General features: G+C 40.3%; 11 protein-coding genes. 8 read left to right on the top strand and 3 right to left on the bottom strand.

The window, feature by feature from the left end; all coding sequences use genetic code 11:
* Positions 1-717: 717 nt before the first annotated feature.
* The 4 genes from ACFG4S_RS07580 to ACFG4S_RS07565 all read left to right on the top strand — a co-directional run bounded on the left by ACFG4S_RS07580 (position 718) and on the right by ACFG4S_RS07565 (position 5,551).
* On the top strand, positions 718-1,776 hold the full coding sequence (locus ACFG4S_RS07580) for a BMP family protein (RefSeq protein ID WP_392534211.1): 1,059 nt from the start codon (positions 718-720) through the stop codon (positions 1,774-1,776).
* 175 nt (positions 1,777-1,951) lie between these two features.
* Entirely contained in the window at positions 1,952-3,421 is a 1,470-nt protein-coding gene (locus ACFG4S_RS07575; protein WP_392534210.1) for an ABC transporter ATP-binding protein, read from the top strand.
* Positions 3,418-4,476, top strand: a complete 1,059-nt coding sequence (locus ACFG4S_RS07570) for an ABC transporter permease (protein ID WP_392534209.1) — start codon at positions 3,418-3,420, stop codon at positions 4,474-4,476. The genes ACFG4S_RS07575 and ACFG4S_RS07570 overlap by 4 nt, the downstream gene beginning before the upstream one ends.
* A gap of 136 nt (positions 4,477-4,612) precedes the next feature.
* Entirely contained in the window at positions 4,613-5,551 is a 939-nt protein-coding gene (locus ACFG4S_RS07565; RefSeq protein ID WP_392534208.1) for an ABC transporter permease, read from the top strand.
* Positions 5,552-6,269: 718 nt separating this feature from the next.
* Here the strand turns inward: ACFG4S_RS07565 and ACFG4S_RS07560 are convergent.
* From ACFG4S_RS07560 to ACFG4S_RS07550, 3 genes are all read right to left on the bottom strand, one after another.
* Entirely contained in the window at positions 6,270-7,139 is an 870-nt protein-coding gene (locus ACFG4S_RS07560) for a PEP-CTERM sorting domain-containing protein (RefSeq protein WP_392534207.1), read from the bottom strand.
* Between the two features lie 311 nt (positions 7,140-7,450).
* Positions 7,451-8,344 (bottom strand): PEP-CTERM sorting domain-containing protein, encoded by an 894-nt coding sequence (locus ACFG4S_RS07555; protein ID WP_392534206.1) that lies wholly within the window; start codon positions 8,342-8,344, stop codon positions 7,451-7,453.
* Positions 8,345-9,146: 802 nt separating this feature from the next.
* A complete protein-coding gene (locus tag ACFG4S_RS07550; RefSeq protein ID WP_392534205.1) occupies positions 9,147-11,168 on the bottom strand; it encodes a cytochrome-c peroxidase in 2,022 nt (673 codons plus the stop codon).
* A 1,504-nt stretch (positions 11,169-12,672) separates the two neighbouring features.
* Here ACFG4S_RS07550 and ACFG4S_RS07545 point away from each other — a divergent pair.
* The 4 genes from ACFG4S_RS07545 to ACFG4S_RS07530 all read left to right on the top strand — a co-directional run bounded on the left by ACFG4S_RS07545 (position 12,673) and on the right by ACFG4S_RS07530 (position 21,211).
* Positions 12,673-14,232 carry a class I adenylate-forming enzyme family protein gene (locus ACFG4S_RS07545; RefSeq protein ID WP_392534204.1) on the top strand — a complete coding sequence of 520 codons (1,560 nt, stop codon included), beginning with the start codon at positions 12,673-12,675 and terminating at the stop codon, positions 14,230-14,232.
* 49 nt (positions 14,233-14,281) lie between these two features.
* Positions 14,282-17,650 carry a beta-ketoacyl synthase N-terminal-like domain-containing protein gene (locus tag ACFG4S_RS07540; RefSeq protein WP_392534203.1) on the top strand — a complete coding sequence of 1,123 codons (3,369 nt, stop codon included), beginning with the start codon at positions 14,282-14,284 and terminating at the stop codon, positions 17,648-17,650.
* 52 nt (positions 17,651-17,702) lie between these two features.
* Positions 17,703-19,154 (top strand): FAD-dependent oxidoreductase, encoded by a 1,452-nt coding sequence (locus tag ACFG4S_RS07535; protein ID WP_392534202.1) that lies wholly within the window; start codon positions 17,703-17,705, stop codon positions 19,152-19,154.
* Positions 19,155-19,852: 698 nt separating this feature from the next.
* Positions 19,853-21,211, top strand: coding sequence for a cytochrome P450 (locus tag ACFG4S_RS07530; protein WP_392534201.1), 1,359 nt, complete (start codon positions 19,853-19,855; stop codon positions 21,209-21,211).
* The last annotated feature ends 882 nt before the right edge of the window (positions 21,212-22,093 follow it).

Below are 22,093 nucleotides of genomic sequence, written 5' to 3'. Positions count from 1 at the left end.
TAGGCTACTTGACGAAACTCTTCAAGTCTGGCATTTTTCATGTTGGCAGGTGAGTAATGGTAGTTCTTTTCTCACTTTCTGCTTTCATGGGGACTGTATTCAATCAGACACCCCTTTTTTACATTCATTATTTTCTTTCCACGCTCGTTCTATCCATAGCAATGATTAATTGTGACCCAGTTTGAAAATGTCGATTGTACCCTACAGATAGCTGCTTAATAACTGTACAGTTTATTCTCAATAAGCACCCAAATTTTTCAAGGGGTCTGTTTCCCTCACACCTTTAGCTGGCTGGGTTTGGAGGTGATTGTCGCTCCTTCAAATAGTTTCCTTTACGTGCATATTGTCGTGCGTCTTGTGGTGTCATCTGTATGCTTCTACCTTACTCTACCAAAAAATTACATCTTCACGGGCAGAATCAGTAGCTAAATCTGCTTTAAATAACTTAGTCAATAATACATAACTTGTTTTTTCATTATGTGTAGCGATCGCTTGCTAAAGTATTGCTTAATTAACTTACAATAGAGTACTGTTCATACTCATTATCAAAGCAATAAGTAACTAGACTGAACAGTTTAGTTTTATTGTCATTGTCAGGATAACTTGTCCGAGGAGAGACGTTTTTGTGTCTTGATTGAGAAATCCGGGAGAAATTGTTTCCAAAAGACCACCTACGACTTTAGAGTTTTGAAATAACTATCTATCTGAAGGCGAGGTATGACAACAAGCTTTAGTCGGCGTGAATTTATCTTATTTGGTTCAGCAGCGTTTGCTACTAGCTTAGTGGTGCAAGCTTGCAGTAATAAGCCGACGACACCAACAGCGACAACAACGGGTGGTACTGAAGGGTTTAAAATAGCGATCGCTCTCCCTGGAATAATTACTGACAAAGGCTGGAATCAATCTGGTTATGAAGGAATTAATCTAGCAAAACAAAAGCTACGTACAGAAACCGCCTATGTAGAAAAAGTAGCACAAGCAGATCAAACAGAAGTATTAACAGATTTTGCTCGTAAAGGGTACAATCTCATCTTCGCACATGGCGGACAATTTGATGCCGCAATTGAACAAGTCGCGTCACAGTTCCCCAACACATTTTTTGTGGGTGTGAATGGTAATCTTAAGGCTGAGAATATTGCTTCTTTACGAATAGATCACCTACAAGCTAGTTATTTGTGTGGCATTATCGGTGCTTCTATCACTAAATCTAATAAATTATCTTATATTGCTGGAGAGAAGTTTCCCGCTACCGAGGGAGAACTCCGGGGATTTGAATTAGGAGCAAAGTCTGTTAAACCAAATATCCAAATTACCTCTACTTTTACAGGTGATTGGAATGATGTTGCCAAAGCCAAGGAAGCGACGCTCGCACTAATTTCTTCTGGTGCTGATGTCATCTATCAATGGTTAGATAATGCCTCAGCCGTAGTCTTACAAACAGCAAGTGAAAAAGGAGTATATGCTTTTGGCAACACCAAGGATCAATTAGATGTTGCACCAAAAGCTGTTTTAACCAGCGCTGTAAAACGCTTAGATTTAGCCATCGCTTACATAGCAGAATTAGCTAAACAAAAACAAATCAAAGGACAAATATATACAATTGGGTTAGAAAGAACAGATATCTTATTTTTAGGAAAATTCGGAGGAATTGTACCAGAACTAGTAAAGCAAAAGGTATTGAATGCAAAGCAAGATATTGTTAATAAAAAAATCGTTTTTGAAGACTGTAAAGAGGCTGGGAAAGATACGCGCTGCGTGAAGAAAGCAATCACGTAGGTTTAACATACAGATATCTTAAAAACTTTCGTAGTCAAATTACCCCCCTTAATCCCCCCTTATAAAGGTGGGAAATAAGAAATATTGAATCTTGTTCCCTGCCCTTCACAAGGGGAGGGTTAGGGTGGGGTAAAACTGACGCGAATCTTCACTACGAGCTATCAGTTTTGTAAATATGAACTATTTACGCTTAAACAATATTACCAAACGCTTTGGGTCTTTTATTGCTAACGACAATATCAACCTCTCTGTTGCATCTGGAACCATTCATGCAATACTAGGCGAAAATGGTGCAGGTAAGAGTACTTTAATGAATATTATTAGTGGACTCTATCAACCTGATGCTGGTGAGATTTATCTCCAAGAACAACCAATAAAAATTACTTCACCAAATGAGGCAATTAAATTAGGTATTGGCATGATTTACCAACACTTCATGCTTATACCGAAATTGACTGTCACAGAAAATATCATCTTAGGGATGGAGAAAACTTGGCGGCTAAATCTAGAAGATAAACAGCAAGAAATCGCCGCATTATCCCAAGCTTATGGATTAGAAATTGACCCCACTGCCAAAGTTGAAAATTTATCTGTTGGGGCACAACAACGGGTAGAAATTCTCAAAGTTCTCTACCGTCGAGCAAAGTTGTTGATTCTTGATGAACCTACAGCAGTTTTGACACCGCCAGAAGTAGAATCATTAATTGCTATCTTGCGAAAATTTGCAGCCGCAGGTAACACAATCATTTTTATCAGTCATAAATTAGAAGAGGTAATGAATCTCTGTGATTCAGTAACAGTTTTGCGCCAGGGAAAGGTAGTAGCAACAATATCAACTTCAGCAGCTACACCTCAGCAGTTAGCAACATTAATGGTAGGACGGGAAGTAAGTTTACAGTTAAATAAAAGTCCTACATTACCAGGAGAAATCATCCTATCGGTACAAAATTTGCAAGTTGCTGATGAAAGAAATATTCCTGCTGTAAATAATGTATCTTTTGAACTGCGGGCGGGAGAAATTTTAGGAATTGCTGGTGTCGATGGCAATGGACAGCGAGAATTAGCTGATGCCATCGCTCTTGTGCGGACTATTAAGCAGGGTAAAATTGAGTTTACGCCCAAGCATTCCTCAGTGGGCTACATCCCAGAAGATAGGCAGACAATGGGATTGGTGTTGCAATTTAGCATTGCCCAAAACTTGATTTTAAAAGCTTTTAAATATCTGCCATTTTGTCGTCGTTTTTTGTTACAACCAGAAGCGATCGCTAATCGTGCCCAAGCTGCAATGCAAGAGTTTGACATTCGGGCGAATGGGATTGATATCAAGGTAAGTCAGCTTTCGGGAGGAAATCAACAAAAAGTGGTGTTAGCGCGAGAACTGGCGCAAACACCAGCTTTAATTATCGCTATGCAACCCACAAGAGGGTTAGATGTCGGGGCGACAGTAGCCGTCCAGTCTCGAATTTTAACAGAACGCGATCGCGGTGCGGCAATTTTATATATTTCTACTGAGTTAGAAGAAGTGATGGCAATGAGCGATCGCATTGCCGTAATCTACAGAGGTGAGTTTGTGGCTATTTTGGATGCAGCTACGGCGAAGGTGGAAGAAATTGGTTTGTTGATGGCTGGTGGGGTTAATGAATGATCGCAACTAATCCCATGAAATTCTTGTTACCAATCCTATCACCGCTCATTGCCATCGCCTGTGCCCTCATCGTCGGTGCTATCCTCATGCTAATTGCTGGGGCAAATCCCATCACCGCATATAGCATCTTATTTCAAGAATCTATCTCTACCTACTTTGGATTTGGTAACACCCTCACCAAAATGACACCGCTATTGTTCGCTAGTTTGGGCGTGTTAGTAGCATTGCGGGCTGGACAATTTAATATCGGTGGAGAAGGACAAATTTATCTGGGTGCGTTGGGAAGTACTTTAATTGGGTTATACGTGCAAGGATTACCTGCGGTGATTCATATCCCCTTAGCACTTTTGGCAGGATTTTTCTTTGGTGCTGTTTGGGGTTGGATTCCTGGTTATCTCAAAGCCATGCGCGGAGTAAATGAGGTAATTACTACATTATTGCTCAACTATATCGCCGTGAATTTAGTTAGCTACCTCGTCCAAAATCCATTAATGGCAATAGGTGCGCCTAGTCCTTATTCGCCATTAATTGCTAAAACAGCACAATTGCCGATTATATTACCCCAAAGCCTTGCCCATGCTGGGATTTTATTCGGTTTAATTGCCGCAGGTATTTTATGGGTATTGTTAGTGCGATCGCCTCTAGGTTATCAAATTACAGCAGTAGGATTTAACCCCATTGCCGCCCGTTATGCCCACATATCTGTTGAACGTACCATTATGCTGGTGATGGCTTTTTCAGGTGGTTTAGCTGGGTTGGCTGGGAGTTGTGAGGTGATGGGGTTGAAATATCGGCTATTTGAACAAGTTTCCCCCGGTTATGGATTTGATGCCATTGCGATCGCTTTTTTAAGTCGTGGTAGTGTTATCGGTGTAGTCTTGACTTCTTTGTTTTTCGCAGCGCTTCGCAGTGGTGCAAATGTGATGCAGCGTAGTGCAGGTGTGCCGGTAACAGTAGTTTACGCAATTCAAGGATTTATGGTGTTATTTATTGCTATCAGTCTCGCAGTCGAAAGAGAGATAAAAGTCAAAACGCAGAGAGGCGCAAAGGTTTAACCCAGAAAACTCTGCGATACTTTGCGCTTCCCTCTGCGAACCTCTGCGTTAAAAAATAATACCAATTTAATTAATGATTGCAACATATCCTTGGGTAAAGACGCGATGAATCGCGTCTCTACAATGGTATAACTCTATGAATAATCTCAACTTCTTCTCCGATTACTTAATCGCTACCTTACGCCTAGCCGTCCCCCTAGCATTTGCAGCCCTTGGAGGATTGTACTCGGAACGAGCGGGCGTCTTAAATATCGCCTTAGAAGGAATGTTGCTTACAGGTGCTTTTACTAGTGCTGCGGCTACTTTCTACACAGGCAATCCCTGGCTTGGTATCCTGGTATCTTTGATTGGGGGGGGATTAGTCGGACTACTCCATGCTTTTTTATGTGTAACTTTGCGTGTCGATCAATTGGTATCTGGGCTAGCAATTAATCTTGTCGCAGCTGGATTAACATCGTTTTTAGCTCGATTAGTGTTTAGTGGCAGTAGTACACAGCAGTTACCTGGAATTGGGACAATTACTATTCCTGGTTTAGCCAATATTCCCCTGATTGGGCCACTACTATTTCAGTCAGATTTTTTAGTATATTTATTATTTATCTTAGTTATTTTAACTACATACATTTTATTTAAAACTAGCTTTGGGCTGACATTGCGGGCAGTGGGAGAATCTCCAAAAGCTGCTGACACGGCTGGAATTTCAGTACCATTTGTTCGTTATATCGCTGTGATAATTAGTGGCTGTCTTGCGAGTTTAGGAGGTGCTTATTTAACCCTGGTACAAGTAAGATTTTTTGCTGAAGGGATGAGTGCTGGTAAAGGATTTATTGCGATCGCAGCATTAATTTTTGGTAGATGGCATCCTATAGGTAGTGCTTTGGCTTGTTTGCTATTTGGGGCTACAGAAGCTTTACAACTACGAATTCAGGCATTAGGGGTAAATATTCCTTACCAATTTTTAGTCATGCTACCTTATGCGATCGCTTTATTGGCATTAGTGGGATTAGCGGGAAAATCTACACCCCCAAAAGCTTTAGGTACTCCCTACTTTGGAGAAAATCGCCAGTCAGACTAAAAAAACGTTCCTTCGACGAACTCAAAAACAGCACTAGATAAAATTGAATCCTTATCTGCCCAAACCTTTGATACCATAAGGCGTTAATCACTGCGATCGCTGCTATACCTGGTATAATTTCCTCTGCTGCCCAAACCTTTGATGCCGTAAGGCGTTGATCGCCACTGCTAAACCTGGAAATTAAAACTCCAAAAGCTTTCAGTGATTGGCCTCTCCCAAAGATTACAGAAGAAGGCTAATCCCATATTCTTTCTCAATCAAACCCAACAGCTTCTCCTCCACAAGAGTCAAATACGGTCGCTTCAACTCCCCCAGGTACTTCAACATAGCACTTGGGGCATCTTCCAAGCTTTCATTTTTCCGTAACCTACTGATGTGAGCGCAAAGGAGCTTCCAAGAGAAAGTGTTACAGCTTGTCCAGGAAGCACAGAGCCTAATATGCCGAAAGCAGAAATCACTGCCGTGATACTAACTCTACTTTAACCTTTGTACAGTTCCATAAATTTAATTTCTTTTTTAGCGAATGTGGTTTTTTACTATGAGAATAGTATTTCAAGGATAGGTATTTAAGTTTTCGGAAAACACTTGAGGCAATGCTCAATTATTTCACCTAACTTTAAGGTTTCAGACGATAATTTTGGTTCTAAAGCCTTAAAAAACTGTTTAAACTTGAAAAACCTACCCATGAGATACCACTTCACCTCGCTGATAGTGATTCTTATTTGTGAGATAACTTATGTTTGTGTTTGGAAGTTCTTTTAAGCTTCATTAACGAACTTGCAAATATAGCGGATATTGTACCAGCAAGAGTAGTTGGTTCAGGAACAGATTTTGCCTCACTAATAGAACTGGCAGCCCCAAAGATTTCACCAGTAATTCCTGTAATGTTTTTATCGAAAACCCCGGCTCCTGTTGTTTCATTAATAATCAGCTGCCTGCGATCATTTGTATAAGCGTATAAGGTTCCATTATCATAAGCCAGTCCCAAAACATCAGCAGAACCAACATTGCCAATTGGGGTAGCTGCACCATTTAAGTCAACAGAGAATAAAGTACTATCACTTCCTCCGACAATCGATGATAGACCGAAAAATCGATTAATTCTAGGATCGAATACGATATCAGAGATGAATGACAAGCCAGTATTAGCTATTAAACTCGCAGAACCTGTAGATTCATTAACAGAGTAGAAGTTCCCATTTAGATCTGTAGTATAAAGCCCGTTATTTTTGTCAAAACCTAATCCAAAATAAACTGTTGTATTATCTCCTCCACCAATAAAAGTAGATGAGCCTGAGCTTGGATTAATACTATATAGTTGCCGATTATAAGTAATAGCGAAAAGCTCTCCTGTATCATTGAGGGCTAAATCGGTGAAAGGTAAACCGCCTTTAATAAAAGGAGTAAATATGCCTGTTGAAACATCAAGATTTCCAACTTGTCCTGAGTTAACATCAACAACTCCAGGAGCCTCAACGATTCCAGTAGAAAGTATTACAGCTTGTCCGGGAAGTGCAGAGCCTAATATCTGGCAAGCAGTGATAACTGCTCCTATACTGGCTACAGTTAAGCCTTTACAGAGTTTCATGAATTGAATTCCTTTTTTTGGGAAAAAATTAGTAAAGATACTTGCCGGATCAGAGGGGAGAAGTATTTAACCCTCTTTTATCACTTTCGGGAGAGAATAATCTTGAATGCTTACAGCATAAGACTTTTACCAAAAACCTTGATTTCAGGCATTGTGTGAGAAAATAAACGCTCAAATGCTCGTTATATCTACAGTTGAAAATTTGGCTCTTATTTTTATTTTCTCAGAGTGACAAAAGCTGTTCATGAGCGATCGCCCACTATGGATGAAAGAAACCATTCTGTTTTCTTAGGAGAGGGTTAACAGTATCGCTAGGCAGATTGAGAATCTTTTTGCTTATGCTTCATCAACCAACCTATAAAAATAGCCACTATTGTACCAACAAGACTGGTTGGTTCAGGAACAGATTTTGTCTCACTAATAGAACTTGCAGCCGCAAAGATTTCACCAGTAAGTCCTGTAACCTTTTTATCAAAAACCCCTGCTCCTGTTGTTTGATTAATAATCAACTGTCTGCCATCATTTGTATAAGCATACAAAGTTCCATTCTCAAAAGCCATTCCATAAACATCACTAAAACCAATCTTGCCAATTTCGGTAGCTGCACCATTTAAGTCAAGAGAGAATAAAGTACTATCACCTCCTCCTACAATTGAGGAAATAGCTAAAAATTGATTATTTTTCGGATTGAATATGATATCAGAGATACTGGGTAAGTTAGGGACTTTAGCTATTAAACTGGCAGAACCTGTAGACTGATTAACAGAGTAAAAGTTACCGTCTGGAGTTGCAGTTATTGGAGGGATCGAGCTTAATCCAAGCCCTGTGGCATAAAGTCGATTATTTTTGTCAAAACCCAATCCAAGCGTTACGTCATTATATTCGCCTTTACCAATCAAAGTATATGAACCTTGGCTCTGACTAATACTGTATAGTTCCCCAGAAGTGGTAATGCCGAAAAGTTTCCCAAAATCATTAAAGGCTAACTCACTAAAATTTTCACCATTGGTAATAAAAGGAGTAAATACGCCTGTTGAAACATCAACATTTCCAACTTGTCCTAACCCAGGAGTAATTACCAAAGGTGAAGGAACGACTCCAGTAGAAATTATTACAGCTTGTCCGGGAAGTGCAGAGCCTAATATCTCGTAACCAGCAACAATTGCTCCTATAGTGGCTACAGTTAAGCTTTTGTACAGTTTCATAAATTCAATCCCTTTTTTTGGAATATGGTTTTTTACAATGAGAATAATATTTCAAGGGTAGGTATTTAATTTTTAGGGAAATAGTTGAGACAATTCTGAATTTTCGAACGTAACTTTAAGGTTTCAGACGAGGATTTTAGTTATAAAGCCTAAAAAATTTACTCATGAGATGAGATGCCAGTTCACCTTGATGATAATGATTTTTCAACTACCTTTTTGTGATTACAAATAACAAAGGATAGCTTGTAAAAACCTGAAACAACCTATTTATTGTTAATACACAAGATGATTCGTTTATGCAGTGCGTAAATTCGTCAAATAAGAAGAAACATTTACTAACGGTGTGATTGCCATAAGCATATCAAAACTAATTTAAAAATACAAGCTTAGTGCGACATTATTTATTGTGTTTTCTATATATATTTTTAACTTATACTAATCCTATTAAATAAATTGTGGAAATAAAATTTAAACGTAATTTATATTTTTGATAGTTTTTATTTTAATAAAAGATAATTAAATTTTAACTTTCTTAAATTTCACCTCATATTTTGTCTTGGTTCCACAAAAACTTATTTAACTCTTATTTTTATAAACTCTTATTTTTATATATAAATTTCTATCTTGTACAGGCATATTAAATTTTTGAAGCAAAAAATTACTTTAATATTTTGCAGAGTTAACACCAGATTTGAGTACACTTTATTAACTAACCTGCGGAATCAATCTAGGTTATAGAAGCTCAGGTTTCAGCATTCGGCTGAAACCTGAATAGTTCACAAATGGAAGTTTCCCCTACTTTTTAGAAAGTCTTTTCAAGAAAGTTAGGATTAGGTTTGCTACGCCCATTACTGCCGACAGATGGGATCTCTATAAAGGCATCAGTGGCTTTCCCTGTGCCGTCATCGGTGACGGAGTTTTCGTCTCCTGGATGTCCATTGGGAATAAACAGTTGTGGATGATCAAAAGGCGCTCTTTCGTAACGGACTCGCTCATCAGTCAGTGCCTTTAAAAAGGCTACCAATTGTTGTTTTTGCTTGTCTGTCAATCCAAGCAGAGGCAATTTAGGTATACTGGCATTATCATCAGCCGCACCCCGATTGTAGAAATCGACCACTTGTTCGAGAGTTAACATTCCACCATTGTGCATATAAGGAGCGGTCAACTCGACATTGCGAAGTCCTGGAGATTTAAACGATCCTTGATCTGCTACATCATGAAGACCAGAACTAGGTATGATGTTTGGCACTTCACCAAAAACTTCTTGAAACTTTCCTAATTGAGCTAGCCGCGCCTCCGAAAGCGATCGCGACTCCGGTTTTAAACCGTCGTTAGCACCTACACCTAAATCGTTAAGTGCTGGTCTGACTCCAATAGTGAAAAAACCAGTATCTTCAATCGGTGCGCCTGGTGCTAGCGAACGGCTAAGTCGTCCGTAAGTCTTTACTTGCCTGACCGAAGCCGCGGTAAATTCTGCTCCGCCGTGGCAAATGATGCAACCAGTTTCCTCAAAAATAGTTCGACCTGCCTGTGCATCAGCAGTTAGAGCGCTAGTTTTTCCTTTTAAGAACTGGTCAATGGGTGCATTGTCAGATATTAGTGTAGATTCGTACAGTTGAATTGCTAGCCCAAAGAAGAGTGACAAGTTGTATTCCAATTGTGTGTACTCTTTGGTAGTATCGGACGAATCCGGAGCGAGGACAACTTTTCGGATATTATTGTTTGCTGTATCAACCTGAATATATTTAGAAGATTGCCACCACTCAGGCTTGAAGGCTGCTTTGATCATCTCTTCATAGCTGGTGATTGTTAGTCCCTTTTGGTTTTGAGATGCTCTGCTGTAATTACCTAAAACGCTGTCAGTCGGATCTACGGTTTGCTTGGCAAGTGGTCTTATTCCACGTAACCTTTTAGAAATATTGGTTGTTATTAGTCCGTCCTCAGAGACAACGCGTTTTAATAAATTGACCCGTCCAGACCCAAATTTGTCACCAATCTCCTCAAATGTGCGGCCGTTTCCGGACATCTCGACGGAGCTGACTGGTGGCGCTACTGCTTGTGAAGCTAGAGATGAATTTTTTAGTTGAACACTGACTGGTTTTAGGTCAGATGGGGTTGTTGACTTATAAAGTTGAGCATTAGGGTTTCTTGTGCCAAATTGATCTACGCCGTTGAAGATGTTTTGTGCTCGTCCGTCCCAAAAGTTGCGGAAATTGAATACCGCATTGATCACGCTCGGTGCGTTGCGTGGTGATACTTGACGGGTTTTAATGCCTTTGACATTAAAAACTTTGTCTTTCTCTGGACTCAGTATGTCTTGACTACTACCGGGAACAACATCAACAAATTTTGACTTGAAAATTCCTTGGGAGGAGGTGACATCATTGGTGTCAAAAACAACAGTTGATAAACGGTCGTTGGCATCTGCCAGTTTGTGAAATGGGTAATCTCTTTCTTTAAGTGTGTAGTTCGGCTTAAAGGGGGATGTGAAAGTAGTATCTCCACCCAAGACCCCTGGATTGATCTGGTTTTTAATCCTGTTGTCTGTTCCGGCATGGAAGTGGCAAGTAGCACAGGATGTGGTGCCATCGCTGCTAATCTGCATATCCCAGAACAGGGCTTTTCCCAAAACAATTGCTTTTTTCTTATCTTTAACGTAGTCGTAGAGATTATCAGGCTCTGGAACCTTCACGTCGCTAAGTGGAGTTAATGGGAAAAAATTCACGGGGATCGGCGTTACTTGTGCCGATACACTATGTCCAGCTAGTACTGCGATCGCAACTATCACAGTAATTGCGATACTGTTTTTTATTTTCTTTGACAAATTTGAGACTAGATTACTAACCTTGGTGAGTACAGCAACTATAAAAATGGCGCTATTTTTTATTTTCTTCATGTTCAAATACACTTAGGTCTAAAAATATCTGTTCCTAGAGCAGTTCTCGATGAGTTACAAACCAGATACTGAACAACATTTCAGATAAAACTTTGATAAATTGGGCTTTTCAGCCTCAGCATATTTTCAAAAATCAAATTAGAGTCTTATACTATATGCAACTTAACTTTGATTCAAGAGTTAAATTAGCTTTTGTCCAACCAAGACAAGAGCTTAATATACAAAAGTTAAGAGGTGATTATTATTTGTTAAAATCTGAAGCTCAGAAATATTAACCTTTTGTAGTTGATTGAGAGCTTATTAAATTTAAGTGAGCTTTAATCTACTATCGATGTGTACCTATTTTCTATCGTAACCAAAACAATCCTGTGAACGGTTACTAAAAAACGAGTCTTTGTATGCAAGAATAAAAATCAAGACTTCAGCAGTGTTAATATTGATTTAGCTGTATTAATTAGCTGTATTAAATATTTTTAATGTACTGAAGCTAGTTTCTAGCGTAGGCGTAGCCCGCCGTTGGCATCGCATCTTTTTCACCCCACCTCACAAAATCGCGTTGCTCCCTTTTTAAGATCACTTGTACCACTCCTTTGAGCATTCTCACACGTCGAAGATTGTTATACTCATTCCATATTGGTTTGCTGTAACTATGACAATTCTTTTGCACGCATTGTAGTACTGAGCGAGGGTGTTGCTTTTGCTTGAGGGCTTTTTCTTGCTATTTATAACCTTATATGTACGGGCATAAATAAATCATTCAAACGAGGATTTACTAATTCTTAAACCAAGTACATCTAATTACTTAACCTTTGCTATATAAAGTAATCTGGATCTTAAAAAAATAAATAAGTATTCTCATGTAAAAAATATTTAAGCTTTACATAGGTTTGTCGTAAAAGATGGAGAATTTTCTTTGAATACTTACAAATAGATAGCATTTATCAATAAGTAATAATACTTATATTGATAAATTGGTACGGGAAACTCAATTTTTAACCAGATGATGCCTAGGTTGTGCTACGCCTACGTGTAATATTGATATGTATGATTCATCCTTGCCTCACAAGTCCAGTAAAATAGTTAGGTTTTACTGAAAATTTAAGCATAATTTCTAATTGATAAAATTAAAATTATTTTAACCTCTCACAGATCTTCTATTGGACAGATGCAGAAAAATAGAGAAGAGATAATTCAGAATTAACAAGACTTTCTGTATTGACAATGTAGGTGTTGGAGTAGTGAAAAAAAATGTCTATGTGATGAATTATATTCATCATAAACATTCTGGATTATGATTGCTAAATTATATGATTTATGATTTCGTTTGTGGACAAGCCTCTCTCATTCTTGAACACAAATCATTAACTTGTATAAGGAAGTTAGACGAGATGAAAAATCGAATTCCTAATAGTTTATGGGATTTAGAAAAGATATGAATGTCTCGGAAAATGTAGAGAAAGGTCATCGTTATTTTCCAGATCAGACTGCTTTGATTTGTGAGAACTGCTTATTGAGCTATAAACAACTTGATGAACTAGCTAACCAAGTATCGAAAGGGCTACGTCAATTGGGTATTAAACCAGGCGATCGCGTAGCTTTGTTTTTACCCAACATCCCAGAATGGATCATCTCCTACCTCGGAATCCTCAAAATGGGAGCAGTGGTAGTATCTATTGATGCCAAGTTGAAGCGCAATGAAGTCAAATGCTTGCTCAACGAGTGTACGGCCAAAGCTCTGATTGCAACCACAGAACTTCAAGAGCAAGTGCCCGATGAAGAACTACCTGCTTTGGAACATATTCTCATTGTCGGAGATGAAGTCAATATTCAAGAAAGTTTAACTCAATTAATTTCTGGTGTTTCTGCCCAAGCAGATGCAGTAATAATGTCAGCAGATGCACCAGCAGCTATACTTTTTACTTCGGGAACAACTGGCACACCCAAAGGGGTGACTTTATCTCATGCCAATTTAATTGCTGAAGCCTATACTTCGAGTACTTATCGTCCAATTAGAGGGAGCGATCGCCTCTTACTTTATCTTCCATTATCTCATTGCTTTGCCCAATGCGTGATTCTCAACGGATGTTTCGCGGCTGGAGCAACCCTGGTTCTGCAACGCCGTTTCGATCCCGAACGCATCCTCAAAGCGATTGCAACTCATAACATCACGATTTTTTTTGGTGCCCCAACTGTTTACTGCCAATTACTGGAACTCAATCCTCCCCAAAACGAGATGGTTGGTATACGCTACTTTAGTGGCGGCGCTCCCATACCAATAGAAGTAGTTCAGGAGTGGCAGCAAAGATATGGTCGTGTCATTTACTCAGAGTATGGTTCAACGGAAACCTTAACTATAGCCAGTTCAAATAATGGTTCACTTTTTAAACCCGGCTCAGTGGGAACTCCCGTTAAGAATGTCGAGACTAAAATCATTAGTTTAGAAGGAGAGGAGCTAGAACCCGGTGAAGTCGGCGAGATTGTCGTGCGTAGTCCGATGGTTATGCTCGGTTACTGGAATCGCTCGGTTCAAACAGCGCAGGTGCTTCAAGATGGTTGGTATCACACCACAGACCTGGGATGCAGGGATGAAGACGGTTATATTTACTTGACCGGTCGCTTGAAAGAGACGATTAACGTCGATGGACTTAAGGTATACCCAGCAGAAGTTGAAAAAGTGATAGCTCAATATCCAGGTGTAGTAGAAAGTGCGGTTTATGCTGTTCCCGATCCGACTACAGGTGAAAGCGTCCGAGTTCAGATTGTCTTGAGATCGGGTTATACAACTTCAACAGAAGAAATGACTGCCTTTTGTTTGGAGAAAATGGCATCCTACAAAGTACCACGCGAGATTGAGTTTGTAGAATCTCTTCCTAAAAACTCTATGGGTAAAGTACTCAAACGATTACTGCCAGAACAAGAGTCCTCTTCACAGTCCAAAATCTCAAATCGTTCGACTGAGCGTAGCCGAAGTCCAAAATCCCAAATGGTATAAGCTCGATTCGCCACCGAGTTACTGAACATAAACTAAGAGGTAAAGTTGTATGAAAGATTGGTATCAGAAAAATGAGCCAATTGCCATAATTAGTATGAGTTGTCGGCTTCCGGGTGGAGTTGACACTCCTGAAGCTTTTTGGCAGATGCTAAAGTCGAAAGTTGGCGTTGACATTGAAATTCCAAAAGAGCGGTATGAACTGATTACTTCATACAATCCAAATTATGCTCCAGGAAAAACCCATGCAGACAACATCCGCTACATAAACCATATTGAACAATTTGATGCAGACTTTTTTAACATCTCTCCACGAGAAGCTATAACAATTGACCCTCAGCATCGGTTGTTTATGGAAGTATGCTGGGAAGCTCTTGAAAGAGCAGGACACGCTCCTAACGCCGAAGCGGAAAATTCCATTGGAGTCTTTGCCGGTTTTCTCGAACAAGATTATTACGAACTGTTGCGTCAACATCAGGAAGAAAATGAAGACGCTCTAATGTTCTATGCTGTCGGTCCGAGATCATTTTCGCTTTCCGGGCGAGTTTCTCATGCCTTTGGTTTGACCGGTCCTGCCTTTGGTATCAGTTCGGCTTGTTCATCTTCTACCGTTGCCATTCACCAAGCCTGTACCAGTTTGCATCAGGGAGAATGCGAAATGGCCTTGGCTGGGGCAGTTCATCTGATGCTTGCACCGGAGAATAAACAATCAGATACTAAAAATAAGTTTTTATCCCCAAGCAGTAAAGTCATTAGAGCTTTCGATGCCTCCGCTGATGGTTATGTCAGAGGAGAAGGTTGTGGAGTAGTTCTGCTGAAGCGCTTGTCTGATGCTTTGGCAGACCGGGATAATGTCTTAGCTGTTATTCGAGGCAGTAGCCTCATCCAGAGCGGCCGCAATTCTAGTTATGGAACTCCCGATAAAGAAGCTCAAATATCTGTACTGCAACGAGTATTGAAGCAATCCCAGGTTGAGCCTCGAGAAGTAGGATATTTTGAGGCTCACGGTACTGGAACAGCAGTAGGAGATGCTACAGAATTAACTGCGCTTGCTAAAGTCTTTGGAGAAGATGGCGATCGCCAGTTACCGCTTCAGATTGGTTCATTCAAAGCTTACACTGCACACAACGAAGCCAGTAGCGGTATTATCGCCTTGATTAAGTTGGTCTGTATTCTCCAGCACGGCGAAATTCCTCCTCAGATCAATATTGAGCAACTCAATCCCTGCATCGATTGGCAAAAAGCTCAAATTGAAGTTCCAACTGAAGTCGTGCCCTGGAACCAGAAGCAAGGCAAAATTGCCGCAATGTATAACTTTGGCATCCATGGTACCCTCGCATGCCTGGTAGTAGAACAAGCACCAGAGATCGAACCAGTATTAGTGGAGAAAGAAGAACGCCCACAGCACATATTGACGCTCTCAGCAAAAACACCCACAGCACTCGAACAACTTTCACAGAGGTATCGTCGATATCTCAGAGCAAATCGTCAGCAAGATTTAGGTAATATCTGCTTTAGTGCTAACATCCGATCGCAATTCAAGCATCGTCTTGCGGTTACAGGAAAATCGATCCAGGAAATTGAAACAAAGCTAGTTGCTTTCTTAAATAAGCAAGAATCGACCGGGGTCTTTAGCAGTCAGGTGACTAAAGAACCTCCAAAAATTGCTTTTCTATTCACTGGTCAGGGTTCTCAATCAGTGGGTATGGGATACGAACTCTACTCCTCAGAGCCGATTTTCCGCAAAGCACTGCAACAATGCGATGAAATTTTGCGATCGGAACTAGATGTGCCTTTGTTAGAGGTTCTGTATCCTCAATCAAAGGACAACCAACTAGAAAACCAAGAAGGTAGAGAGAGCTTGCTGCATCAAACAGCTTACACTCAACCAGCTTTATTCGCAATTGAGTATGCACTCTACTGCCTATGGCAATCTTGGGGAATCAAACCTGGTGTGGTAATGGGTCACAGCGTTGGGGAATACGTAGCTGCCTGGGCCGCGGGGGTTTTCTCCCTCGAAGATAGCTTAAAGCTGCTGGCTGCTCGTGGCAGATTAATGCAACAGTTGCCTTCTGGTGGTGCGATGGTTTCTTTAATGGCTGGGCAAGAACAAGTTGAATCTGCCATTTCAGAGTGTTCTAGCCAAAAAGATGTAACAATCTCAGCTCTCAATGGTCCTCAAAGTATCGTCATTTCTGGGCAAGAAAAAGCGGTTTTAGCAGTCGCTAGCTTCTTAGAAGCCAAAGGCGTAAAGACAACCCGGTTAAAGGTTTCACATGCTTTTCACTCACCTTTAATGGAGCCAATGTTATCCAAATTCGAGCAAGTAGCGCGTCAAGTCAGCTACTCGCTCCCCCAAATCGAGCTAATTTCTAATATTACAGGAAGGATAGTAGGAGCCGAAATTGCTACTCCTGAATATTGGTGCGAACATATCCTCTCCCCTGTTGACTTTGCTACAGGAATAGAAACATTGCATAATTTGGGATATCAAGTGTTTCTTGAATGTGGCCCGAAGCCTGTTCTTTTAGGAATGGGTCGTAACTGCCTCAGTGAAGGGTTTGGTGTCTGGCTGCCTAGCTTGTATTCAAAACAATCTGACTGGGAGCAACTGCTCGATAGTTTGAGTCAGTTATATGTACAGGGGGTGAAGATAGATTGGGCAGGTTTTGAGCAAGACTATCAGCGTCGCCGTTTAGTCCTGCCAACTTATCCTTTTCAACGCCAGCGCTATTGGCTGGAAACAGGAAAGGGTGATTCCTCGAAGGCTATATCTCACAAGCTTCAGGCGACTTCTCAACCATCTGACATCCAACCTCCTTTTTCCACTCAGGAAAAAGGAGAAGTGCTGGAACATATTGGTCAAAAGTCACCAACTTCTTCATCACAAATATCCCAGTTAATTCAGATATCACAGCAACAGCGAGTAGAGCTTTTTACCCTCGTAGAACAGCAGCGCCAACAACTTTTCGATTGGATTTTAGGGCAACAAGAGCTTGGATTATCCTCATCTGAGAATTTAAACAAGCAGCCAGAGGTTAAAGGGACAGAGCCGCTCAAGTCAATTTCAAATCCACTTTTACCTCTGACGACAGCATCTAGTAGTGATGTGCCTATAATCTCTTCACCATCTGATTTGATAGAGCAGATAAAGGCAGCTAATGGTAATTCTGTTTATCTCTTAACGAACTACTTGCAAAGTGAAATTGCGAAATTAATTGGCATTAATCCAGCGCAAGTGTTAGTAGATAAAACACTGACTCAATTGGGAATGGAGTCGATAGCCACTTTAGAATTGAAAGATCGGGTAGAACGACGGTTAGCTGTCAAAATACCTTCTGCGGTTGACATTTTTGAGCTTAGTATTATTCAGTTAGCTAACCTTATTAGTCAGCCAGCAGAAGTTAGTAGAGCGACGTAATTAATTAACCCAACTGTGAATAGAGTCGAAGCTAAGAGGTACATCCACATCTATGACTATCACAAGTACATCTGTTGTTATCGTTGGCACTGGAATCGCGGGCGCATGGCTGGCATACAGATTGGCTCAGCGTGGTATCGAAACCGTTGTCATCAGTTCTGAACCAGTGGAGAACACTCCAGCAGTCTCACGACAATGGGCTGCATCAGTGATTAACAGACGGCTTGTGCAAGATGACCCGGACTCAACTGCCGACCTCTTTGAAGATGCTTCAACAACACAACATCCGGAACTCCAGCCTCTGGTTCGGCGCTACTTTCGTCCGGAATTCGCCGAACTCTCACAAATTGTAGATTTCATGCCCTTCCACTTCGCCCTGATTCCACGACACGCAGTTCCTGTCCCTAGACTTGGTGCGGGGAATGAGGTAGTTACCGCAGTCCTAGACAAATTTATCTCTCTTGGAGGAAAGATAATTGAGGGGCGCGTCACCCATCTAAATGTCGCCGATGGAGTGTGTAGGGGTTTGCAGTTTGAACGAAACGGTGAGCCGCACAAGTTACTGTGCGAAGCTTTGGTTTTGGCTTCTGGCGGTTTCTCTGGTTTATTTGCCGACTCTATGACTAACAATACTGGCTCCCTGCTGGGTACTTTTGCCCGATGTGGTGGTACGCTAGCGAATCTTGAATTTTTTAAACGGTTCGCTTTTGGAGATCTTACCCGTCGGCGCCTCCTTTATCCACAAGATTTGGAAGAAGCACACCTATATCGAGATGGGGAACGCGCAACTTGGCTTTATAATGCACAGACATGTTATCCGCCAGAGAAGTTCGACCTAGAAGTTTTCCAGACATATTGGAGCCGCAACTTCGGTGTGCCACACACTGCTGAACTAGCAAGTGGCTCTGTATCTCTAGGTCCCATTCGTGGATTTTCGATGGGTGGCATTGCACACCATCAAGGTGTCAGCAATCTCAGCAATGTCTTCGCCACAGGCGAAGCGAGACACGATCTCGCAGTCGATTACACTACCTCGCTTCCTTGGGCTTGCTACCTTGCTAGCGGCGGTATGCTCTGTGATGTATTGAGTCAAAGATCTCGCACAGACTGCCTTCAAGATTTTCCTCTGAAGCCAGTTCCCCGTGCGCTCAATGTTAGTTTACTGAGTGAGGTTCGACGGCATTTGGCTAATTTTCAAGATCAGCGTTTCTCGGAAAAGGGAGCGCTACAGTTCATTGCTTGGTGTCGAGAGGTTCGCAAACAAATGCACTGTGATGGTCAACAAGATGATGAGGACTTTGACCTTCTCATTCTTGCAGAAGCCTACACTCAGAGTGCCCTTGTTCGCACCGAGAGCCGTGGGTACTTTTTCCGTGCGGACTTCCCCTGCACTAACTCTATCATGAGCAATCAATATACCTGTGCGCGATATGACATTGCGACAGATCGTGTTGACGTAGATATGGTAGTACATGATAAAGAACTTTCAAAATCTCATTACTGAGTCTACCTTTGCTTCTTTCTATCTGATTACTGAATCGGTGTTCTAGCCTTAGTAGCTTTGCAAAAGTACTTCACTCAGACGATAACCGCTATACAACAAGTAACTAAGACGATAAAAATTACTTATTCCTTTTTTCAAGAATGAGAAACTCGAACAAGATACAGACTAACTTAGTACTACTAGATAGTAAAACAGCAAGACTTCATCAAAATTACCATCTGCTAACGCGAATTTTCATCTAACTGCCATTAGTTCACTTTATAAATGGAATGTAATTAGTCATGACCAAAATAATACAAGAAAAAAGTGGAAAATTCTTTTTACAAGATATCTAACAAACTCTTTACTTTACTCCAAAATTTTGTGCCTCTGTTGCGCTTCTATGGAAACTCAATTGTCGATCAATTTACGACTCACGTTGAACAATTTAACCAAAATATTAATAAGTAAGTCGGCATAAAAAAAACCAAACAATGTTAGGATAATTAAATATGTAGAATATATCTACTAAGCTCACTTATATATGGGCGCTCGTTTAATAGTCAACCATTATCAGCAGAAGTACCTTTAATTGTTTACCAAACAATCAAGGCTACAATTACCTAATGATAGACTAACTTCTTTGAAGAAATTTTCCGTCCCGCACGATCGCGTTTAATAGGCTCTATAACTACACTGTACTGTTGTGGATTTGATTTATGAATTATAACCAGGATATATCTTCTAAGTTGCCTGAACCTGTAAGAGATTCTTTATTTGATAGTCTGGATAATTTGAATGAATATAAATTGGAATTTTTAAAAAATTGTTCTCGTGAATATCACGAGCTAATACCATTACAAATCGGTCAAATTCAGGCTATATTACTGAACTGCCCTAATTATATCGAGCAAATATTCAAAGATAGAAAAATCTTTACGATGAGTCCGGATGTTCGTGTTCACTTGCAAAGATTACTCGGAGAGGGAATATTGCTGAAGGAAGGAGATTTATGGCTTCGTCAAAGACGTATGAATCAACCAATCTTTCAACAAAAGCAAATAATTAATTATGCTGACACTGTAGTGGAATGCGTCAAATGTATGCTTGATACTTGGCAACATGACGAAATCCGTGATATTCAGCCAGACATGTTACGCCTTACCTTGAAAATTATATGGAAGATAATTTTTAATCAGTATCTAACTAATGAAGAGGCTCAAGACATAGAATATGTGTTAGCTAAGACTACTGGATTTTTGGAGAATAAGGATAGCGAGAAATTTAATAATCGGGAGCCAGCATCAATACCAGAAGATCTACATTATGAAAGTATTCTCAAGCAGATGGATGGATATATCTACTCTCATATCAAACAACGGCGACAAAATACAGAGTACTCAGATGATCTAGTATCTATGCTAATCCAAGCCTCTTATGAAGATGGTAGCCAAATGAGTGACAAGCAAGTGCGAGACGAAGTAGTAAATTTAATTTTGGCGGGACAAGAAGCTGTAGCTGTAGCCCTATCTTGGACTTTTATTCTGCTGTCACTGCATCCACAATCACAAACAAGATTGCTTGCAGAATTGAATGAAGTACTTGAAAATCATTCCCCTTCAATTGCCGATTTACCAAGATTGTCTTACACTGATTGGGTGATAAAGGAGTCAATGCGACTGTATCCACCTATCCCAATAATGATTATTTCAACCAACGAAGACTATGAAATTGGTGGTTACAAAGTACCTGCTAATTATCCATTTATAATAAGTGCATGGACGATGCATCGACATCCACAATACTTTAAGGAACCAGACACATTCAATCCTGAGCGTTGGAGCGATAGCTTAGAAAAACAGCTTCCAAAAGGAACATACTTTCCATTTGGAGAAGGTTCTCGAATTTGTCTTGGCAAATATTTTGCACAAATGTTAATAGTATTGATTATATCAACAATAATACAAGAGTATGAATTAAAACTAATACCTAACTTCCAACTTATTCTGTGGTCAACACTGACGTTACGCTCAAAAGAAGGAGTTCCAGTTATACTGAAAAAACGAAATAAATTCTAACAAAATAGAACTTTTGCAAAAGTGTTTTGTGTTATGTCAGGAGTTTGACTAATTGCAAGCATGACTTTGATTAACAGTGAAAATAGGAAAAGCTAAACAGCTTACTTCAAAGAAATTTAAGCGGATGACAGGAGTAAGTCTTCAGGGCAAACGCATCTAATATTGACGAGTCTGAATCAGAGTGGGATTTACGGACTTCCAAATAAAAATAAAAAAATGTTCCAAAACTGACGCCAAAACTCTCTTTATTCCTCCCCTCTCTGTGGTAACCTGCGGCTTCGCCTTTGGCGTTCTCGTAGAGTAGTTGCTTTACGTCTACGTTTATTTGGATAATTTATTTCTTGGAAGTCCCTTAACGAAATCCTAATTAAATGAGGATGGTGATTAGTGTTCTCTCTTGTAGCTGTCTGGTTTACCCAACTCCGTATTATCTCGAGGGCGAACGCATCATTTGTGTTGTTGAACTTAGTTTAGACTCGGTAAAGTCGAAACTAATCTCTTAGAAGCGCTTCTGGCATTGGTAAGTGAAGCACTATAGAAGGGGAACTTTCTTGTGGAGAGGAGTGTTGATGTTCACTATATGATGGGGCAGAAATCGTATCAGTATAGGGTAGCAAATATCTGCCTGTATTTGTGCAATAACGCCCAGTGATTCAGCATTTTGAGGACAACCTCTCGACATCAGCATCATCATTTGGCATCAGACGAAGATGTGGAAAAATGGCAAAGTGCGATCGCTAACTATCTGAATAAATGTTAAAGATGAGATTTCTTTAGTTATACAACCCCTAAAACAGGTAAAGTACCAGGCTTAATATTATCCAAATTCATATTTATTCAATCCGTGTTAATATCTGCCGAATGCGGGTTCTAGATTCAGCA

The sequence above is a fragment of the Nostoc sp. C117 genome (genome assembly GCF_043099735.1).
Taxonomy (GTDB): Bacteria; Cyanobacteriota; Cyanobacteriia; order Cyanobacteriales; family Nostocaceae; genus Nostoc.
Note: the sequence above shows the minus strand (reverse complement) of the source record. Positions and strands in the feature narration are given on the sequence as shown.